The organism is Streptomyces sp. NPDC054841 (assembly GCF_053611045.1).
The window spans coordinates 1-5972 of the sequence record NZ_JBSGZO010000496.1 but is presented as its reverse complement, the minus strand read 5'-3'; the positions used below and the strand labels follow the sequence as shown (position 1 = coordinate 5972).

Sequence of the window (5972 nt, the reverse complement as noted above, 5' to 3'; positions counted from 1 at the left end):
ACGCAGCACTGTGCCGCGGCGCTCGAACTCCAGGACCGTCTCGGCGCGTCCGGCCGCCTCGGCACCGAACTCCCGCTCGAGGAGCCACAGCGCACCGTCGATACCGGAGCTGATGCCTCCCGCGCACACCAGATCGCCGTCGTCCACCACCCGCGCGTCGCGTACATCGGCGCCCAGGTCCTTCAGATACTGCTTGGCACCGTGATGGGTCGTGCAGGGACGGTCGCCGACGAGCCCGGCGGCGTGCAGGACGACCACTCCGGTGCAGATGCCGACGAGGGTGAGTCCGGGCCGTACCGCGCGCTTCAGCTCGCGGGTCAGCACGCCCTTCCTGATCTCGGGCCAGATGCCCGGCGCGTCCTTGCGTGTGAAACCGCCGCCCGGCACCACGATCACATCCGCCGCCCCGGGGTCCCACGCGCCCGGCGCGGCGATGTCCGTACCGAACGTGCCCGTGATCCGGCCAGGTTCTCCGCTGGTCACCAGGGTGGTGGTGAGGGGCAGGCCCATTCTCTGTGCGAGGCGAAGGACCTCCAGCGGGCCGATGAAGTCCAGTTCCTCGGCCCCGTCGAACACGACGATGTGCACGCGCAGCGGCCGGTCGCGGCGGCGGCCCGGCGCGGCTCCGTACGCCCCCGAGGTCCCCGCGCCCAGCCCGGCCGCGACACCGGCCCCGGCCGCCGATCTGAGCATCCCTCTGCGATTCATCATCTGTCTCCGTCTCCGTCACTGTCGAGTGCCTTCGGAACGACGTGCTGACCAAGACGTCGGACCGGAGGGGGCGGAGGTTCCCGAGGCGGCGATCCCGAGGGCCGTTGTCAGTGGCATGGGGCAGGGTGGACGGTGTGCCGCTGTACCCATCCGAAAGGAGAGGCCGACCGATGAGTGCCGCCACGATGATGACGTCACGCGAACGAGCCGCCGCGCAGGCGTATGTGCGTCTGCTGGGCGCGGTCCGCGCCGCACTCGCCGAACCCTCCGGTGCGGCCCCGCCACCCCTCGCGCTCACCGCCCCCATGGCGGAAGCGGACCGGGCCCTCGCGGACGCGGGCTTCGCGGGCAACGAGGCGGAGCTGTTCGGTCTGGTGAGGGACCTTCACACCGCGGGTGTCACGCGTCGTGCCGCAGGGGCGTGAGTTGTTCGATGTCGTAGCGGGCCCGGAGCTCGGTGATCGCCGCATGATCCAGCGGGCCGCCCGAGTTGAGGATCTCCTGGAGTTCCTCGAAGTACCGCTCGTGGTCCGGTGGCGGGGCCGCCTGGAAGAACATCTTCGCCAGCTCGTCCGTGCGGTTGGCGAACGCGTGTGGACAGCCCGGCGGTACGACGATGACCGTGCCCGGGCCCGCAGCGACGACGCCCCGGCCCGTGAGGGACTCCCAATGGCGCCAGTCGTCACGCGTGCGCACCCGGGGCTCGAAGGCGAGTACCTCCAGCTCGCCTTCGAGCACGTAGAAGAGCTCTTCGCTGCGCGTGTGCACATGGGCACCGACGTCGAATCCGGGTGGTACCACCACCTCGAAGCTGGACGCCGCGCGTGAATGCGCGCCAGTGACCTTGAACGTCACCTCATGGGCCGCCGAGTGCAGCTTGCGTCCCTCGCCGCTCGGCACGAGCAGCCCCTCGGGCGGCTGGGCGACGGCGACGTCTTCCGGCGGCGCGCTGATGTGGGCGGTCACCAGGTCACCGGCAATCCCTCGGGACCTCGTATGAGCGCGCCCGGGCGCCACCGGAATTCCTCGAGCGGGACGGCGGGACGAAGGTCGGGAAATCGGTCCAGCAGGGCCGCGACGAGCAGTTCGGTCTCCAGCCGGGCGAGCAAGCCGCCCACGCAGTAGTGCGGTCCGTATCCGAACGCCACATGCGGGTTCGGGCTGCGGTCGAGCACGATCTCCTCCGGGTCGGGGAAGACGTCCGGGTCGCGGTTGGCGGCCAGGTACGAGACATAGACGGCGTCACCCGCCTTGATGCCGTGCCCGGCGATGGTCACGTCCTCCGTCGCGATCCGGGTCAGCCCGACACCGTTGCGGTGCGGGATGTAGCGCAGCAGCTCGTCGATGGCCGAGGGCCGCAGCGCAGGCTCGGCACGCAGCCGGGCCTGATACTCCGGACGGGTGAGGAAGATGTAAGCCATGTTGCCGGTGTTGTTGGTGACCGCCTCGCCGCCGATCTGGATGAGCAGTGCGAGGCCGACCGCCTCCGACTCGGTGATCTCGCCGTCCGCCACGGCCGTCCCGAGCACCCCGATCACATCCTCGCCGCCCGTGCCCCGGCGCCTGCGCAGCAGTTCGGCGAAGTACGCGCACACCCCCCTCTTCGCCCGCTCGCTGCGCTCCGCTCCCTGGGACGAGGAGAGAATGAGCACGGTCCACTCGTGCATCTTCGGGCGGTCGCGTGCGGGCACGCCCATCAGCTCGCAGACGACGGCCAGCGGGAAGGGGGCGAGGATCCGCTCCGTGAGGTCGGCGGGCGGGCCGTCGCGCAGGACTGCGTCGACCAGTTCGTCGAGCAGCTTCTGCGCCTGCCCACGCAGCCGTTCCACGCCCCGCGTCGTGAACGCGGCCGCGACGGCCCGGCGCAGCCGGGTGTGATCGGGCGGGTCCTCGAAGCCGACCGCTCCGTCGACCGGGATGAAGTGCGGGGCGAGCCGGGTGACATCGTTGCCGACGACCGCCTTGCGGCTGAAGCGCGGATCGTTCGCCACCATCCGCACCTCGTCGTACCCGGACACCAGCCAGGCCCAGCCCGTGCCGTTGGGGAGCTTGATACGGGTCACCGGACCGTCCTGCATCAGCTCGGCGAGCACGGGATCGAACTCCACACCGGACAGGTCCTGGACCGGCCAGGAACGGACCGGCGGGAGCGGGTCGGCCGCGGCCGCGCCCGTGGCCGCGGTGCTGCCTCTGCTGCTTGTGCTGGTCGTGCTGCTCGTGCTGCTCGTGCTCGTGGAGCTCGCCGTGCTCGTGGTGGTGGTCATGGTCGTGCTCCGCATGGTTCAGCTCCTCCCCGCGCGCGAGGGCGCGGTGAGGAGCCCGTCGGGCACGGTCCAGCTGCCCAGCGACATCTCCGCGGTGATGCCGGGCCCGAAGCCGGCGAGGATGCCGCGCGCCGCGTGCTCCGCGGAGCCCTCCTCGAAGAGCCGGTGCAGTGCGTCCAGGACGACGGCGCTCGCGATGTTGCCGTACTCGGTGAGCGTGGCCCGGCTGAACCGGAAGGCCTCGGGCTCCACTCCGAGGAACATGCTCAGGTCGTCCAGGATTCGCGGCCCGCCCGCGTGGATGATGTAGAAGTCCAGCGAGGTGGCGTCCCAACCGTGGTCCGCAGCAAGCTCCTTGAGGGCCGGAGCGAGTGGTTCCATCGTGCCGGGCACCCGCTTGTCCAGCTTGAAGTGGAAGCCGGTGGCGCGGATGTCGTACGCGATCCAGTCCTCGGTGTGCGGGACCAGATACGAGCCGTTGCGCTCCAGTTCGACGCCGTGGCCACCCCTGCCGCGTACCACCGCCGCTGCCAGTCCGTCGCCGAACAGGCCGTTGGAGAGCAGGTTGCCGACGTTCACATCGGCCGGCTGGTAGCACAGCGAGCAGAACTCACAAGCCACGATGAGGGCGTTCGCCTCGGGGTAGGCGGTGCAGAAGTCGTGCGCCCGGTTGATCGCCGCACCACCGGCCGCGCATCCGAGCTGGGCGATCGGCACCTGCCGGACGTCGGTGCGGAAGTCCATCGTATTGATCAGCCATGCGGTCAGTGACGGCATCATGAAGCCCGTGCAGGACACGAAAATGATCATGTCAATGTCTGTCGTGGCGAGTTCGGCGTCTGCCAGTGCCTGTCGGATGACTGCAGGCACACGCGCCTTGGCTTCCGCCTCGTAGACGGCGTTGCGCTCTTCGAACCCGGGGTGTTTGAGCGTTTCCTCGATCGGTCGCAGCAGATGCCGCTTCTCCACCCCCGTGTTCCGGATCAGGCGCAGCGCCAGTTCCAGTTGCGGGTGGTCCGCGTGAACGGACCGCGCCAGATCAAGGGTCTGCTCCATGGTGATCACGTGCTCGGGCACGGACACCGCGGGTTTGCACAGAGTGGCCATGACATGCCGCCCTTCCTCTCGCGTTCCTCCAAAATGTTCAGGGACGACACGCCGTCGCGCGCGCCGGGAAGCCCCTTCCGGGTTGCGCCGAACGGGTGATGCGCGGGCGTGTTCGAGCCGATGTCCGTGCAATCGGGAAGGGATGTGTTCCTGGCGGGGGCCGTACCAGCGCACTGCACGTGATCCGCACACCAGCGCGATCACAAACCGGGAGATGAAGTCGATGAGGCCAGAACTCGACACGGAGGCCGTGCTCGGAAGCGGACCCGGGGCCGGCTCCCTGACCGGTGCAGGTACCGGTGCTGATGCCGGCGTAGGTACCGCCGTCCGGGGCTGCCCCGTGACCGGTGCCGGCCCGGGGGAGGAGCGGAGGGTCCACCACTGGACCCTGGAGGACTTCCCGGCCCTGGACTTCGACCCGTTCCTGACCACGCTCCTGCGCGACGAGCCGGTGGCGCGCATCCGGCTCCCGTTCGGCGAGGGCAGCGTCTGGCTCGTGACACGGTACGAGGACGTCAGACTCGCCTCTTCGGACCCCCGGCTCAGCCGGAAGGCCCTGGCGGGACGGTCGGTGACGAGCGGCTCCCCGCACGCCATCGCGGCGAAGCACGCGGCCCTCAACTACGCGGACCCGCCGCACCTCAACACGATGCGCCGCGTGGTGGCCCGCGCTTTCACCGGCGCGAGCATGCAGCGATTGCGGCCCATGGCCCAGCGGACCGCGGACGCCCTGCTGGACACCATGGAACGGCAGGGGTCCCCCGCGGATCTGATGCAGCATCTGCACGGTCCGTTCCCGCTCTCCGTCGTCTGCGACCTGCTGGGGGTGCCGCAGGACGAGCGGTCGGACATGACCTCCTGGGCGAACGTGATCATGACCCCGGCCCCGGCGCCCAGCCGGAGCGAGGCGGCGAAGAACACGGTCCGTGACGTCGTCGTCGGACTCCTCGGCAGACGGCGCGCCGAGCCGCGCGACGACCTGGCCGGCGTCCTCGTCGCCGCCGTCGAGGCCGGTGAGATCAACGACGACGAGGCGGTCTCGCTGGCAACGGCGATCCTCGTGAGCGGTGCGCACGCGGTGCGCAACAACAGCGCGAACATGGTTTACGCGCTTCTCACCCATCCGGAGCACATGACGCGGCTGCGCACCGAGCGCGGACTGCTGCCACAGGCCGTCGACGAGCTGCTGCGCTACATCCCGCACCGCAACGGTGTGGGGCTGCCGCGGATCGCGACCGAGGACCTGGAGATCGGCGGCGTCCGCATCAGCGCGGGCGAGGCCGTCTACTTCTCGTACCTCGCCGCGAACCGCGACCCGGCGGTCTTCCGCGACCCGCACACGCTCGACTTCGACCGTGAGCCCGTCGCGCATCTCTCGTTCGGGTTCGGACCGCACCACTGCGTCGGTTCGATGCTGGCCCGGATGGAGTCCGAGGTCATGCTCGCGACGCTGCTGGACCGGTACCCGCGGCTCGAACTCGCGGTGCCGCCCGAACGGCTGGAATGGCAGGAGGGCGCGTTGATCCGAGGCCCCAAGACGCTCCCGGTCCGCTGGTGAGGCTCAGATGTCACTCGATGTACGCATCATGCAGGGTTCGCCCGACCATGTGGAGCTGGCGGCGCTGATGGCGGTGCTGACGGCCCTCGCCTGCCGCAGCGAGACCGCCGCCGCCGGGCGCGAGGCCCGACGCCGCAGAGCGCACTGGGACCGGGCGTGGGGAGGCGGGTTCCAGCCGAGCGGCTCGTGGCGGGTGCGGGACAGAACGGCCATGGCGTTCGACCCCGGGTCCCGCTACTAGGGCCTGTCCGGTGGATCTTGCTGGGCTCGCGACGCCCTGCGACTCCGTCTCCTGCGTTGTCGTCAGTCGGCATGGCTCCGCCATGACTCCA

General features: G+C 70.1%; 7 protein-coding genes. 3 read left to right on the top strand and 4 right to left on the bottom strand.

The window, feature by feature from the left end; all coding sequences use genetic code 11:
• The coding region (locus ACWGI8_RS37630) for a DJ-1/PfpI family protein (protein ID WP_453667935.1) at positions 1–711 on the bottom strand (711 nt) is incomplete at its 3' end.
• Positions 712–881: 170 nt separating this feature from the next.
• On the opposite strand from ACWGI8_RS37630, the gene ACWGI8_RS37625 reads away from it, so the two are divergent.
• Positions 882–1136, top strand: a complete 255-nt coding sequence (locus ACWGI8_RS37625; RefSeq protein WP_453667934.1) for a hypothetical protein — start codon at positions 882–884, stop codon at positions 1134–1136.
• Here ACWGI8_RS37625 and ACWGI8_RS37620 read toward each other — a convergent pair.
• Genes ACWGI8_RS37620 through ACWGI8_RS37610 form a run of 3 tightly spaced genes read right to left on the bottom strand, consistent with a single transcriptional unit; the run spans position 1111 to position 4082 of the window.
• Positions 1111–1677, bottom strand: coding sequence for a cupin domain-containing protein (locus ACWGI8_RS37620; RefSeq protein WP_453667933.1), 567 nt, complete (start codon positions 1675–1677; stop codon positions 1111–1113). The genes ACWGI8_RS37625 and ACWGI8_RS37620 overlap by 26 nt on opposite strands.
• The gene (locus ACWGI8_RS37615) at positions 1674–2990 is read right to left on the bottom strand and encodes a cytochrome P450 (protein WP_453667932.1); all 1317 of its coding nucleotides are present in this window, start codon (positions 2988–2990) and stop codon (positions 1674–1676) included. The genes ACWGI8_RS37620 and ACWGI8_RS37615 overlap by 4 nt, the downstream gene beginning before the upstream one ends.
• Positions 2991–2993: 3 nt before the next feature.
• Positions 2994–4082 carry a type III polyketide synthase gene (locus tag ACWGI8_RS37610; RefSeq protein ID WP_453667931.1) on the bottom strand — a complete coding sequence of 363 codons (1089 nt, stop codon included), beginning with the start codon at positions 4080–4082 and terminating at the stop codon, positions 2994–2996.
• Positions 4083–4422: 340 nt separating this feature from the next.
• Here ACWGI8_RS37610 and ACWGI8_RS37605 point away from each other — a divergent pair, with 340 nt between their 5' ends.
• Both ACWGI8_RS37605 and ACWGI8_RS37600 read left to right on the top strand, forming a co-directional pair.
• Complete coding sequence (locus tag ACWGI8_RS37605; protein ID WP_453667930.1) at positions 4423–5640, top strand: cytochrome P450; 1218 nt, start codon at positions 4423–4425, stop codon at positions 5638–5640.
• Positions 5641–5647: 7 nt separating this feature from the next.
• Positions 5648–5881, top strand: coding sequence for an acyl-CoA carboxylase subunit epsilon (locus ACWGI8_RS37600; RefSeq protein ID WP_453667929.1), 234 nt, complete (start codon positions 5648–5650; stop codon positions 5879–5881).
• Positions 5882–5972 lie beyond the last annotated feature (91 nt).

Excerpts from the sequence above, each read along its gene's own strand:
- ACWGI8_RS37615 (WP_453667932.1), bottom strand. The coding sequence starts at position 2,990 with ATGCGGAGCACGACCATGACCACCACCACGAGCACGGCGAGCTCCACG.
- ACWGI8_RS37600 (WP_453667929.1), top strand. The coding sequence starts at position 5,648 with ATGTCACTCGATGTACGCATCATGCAGGGTTCGCCCGACCATGTGGAG.
- ACWGI8_RS37610 (WP_453667931.1), bottom strand. The coding sequence starts at position 4,082 with ATGGCCACTCTGTGCAAACCCGCGGTGTCCGTGCCCGAGCACGTGATC.
- ACWGI8_RS37625 (WP_453667934.1), top strand. The coding sequence starts at position 882 with ATGAGTGCCGCCACGATGATGACGTCACGCGAACGAGCCGCCGCGCAG.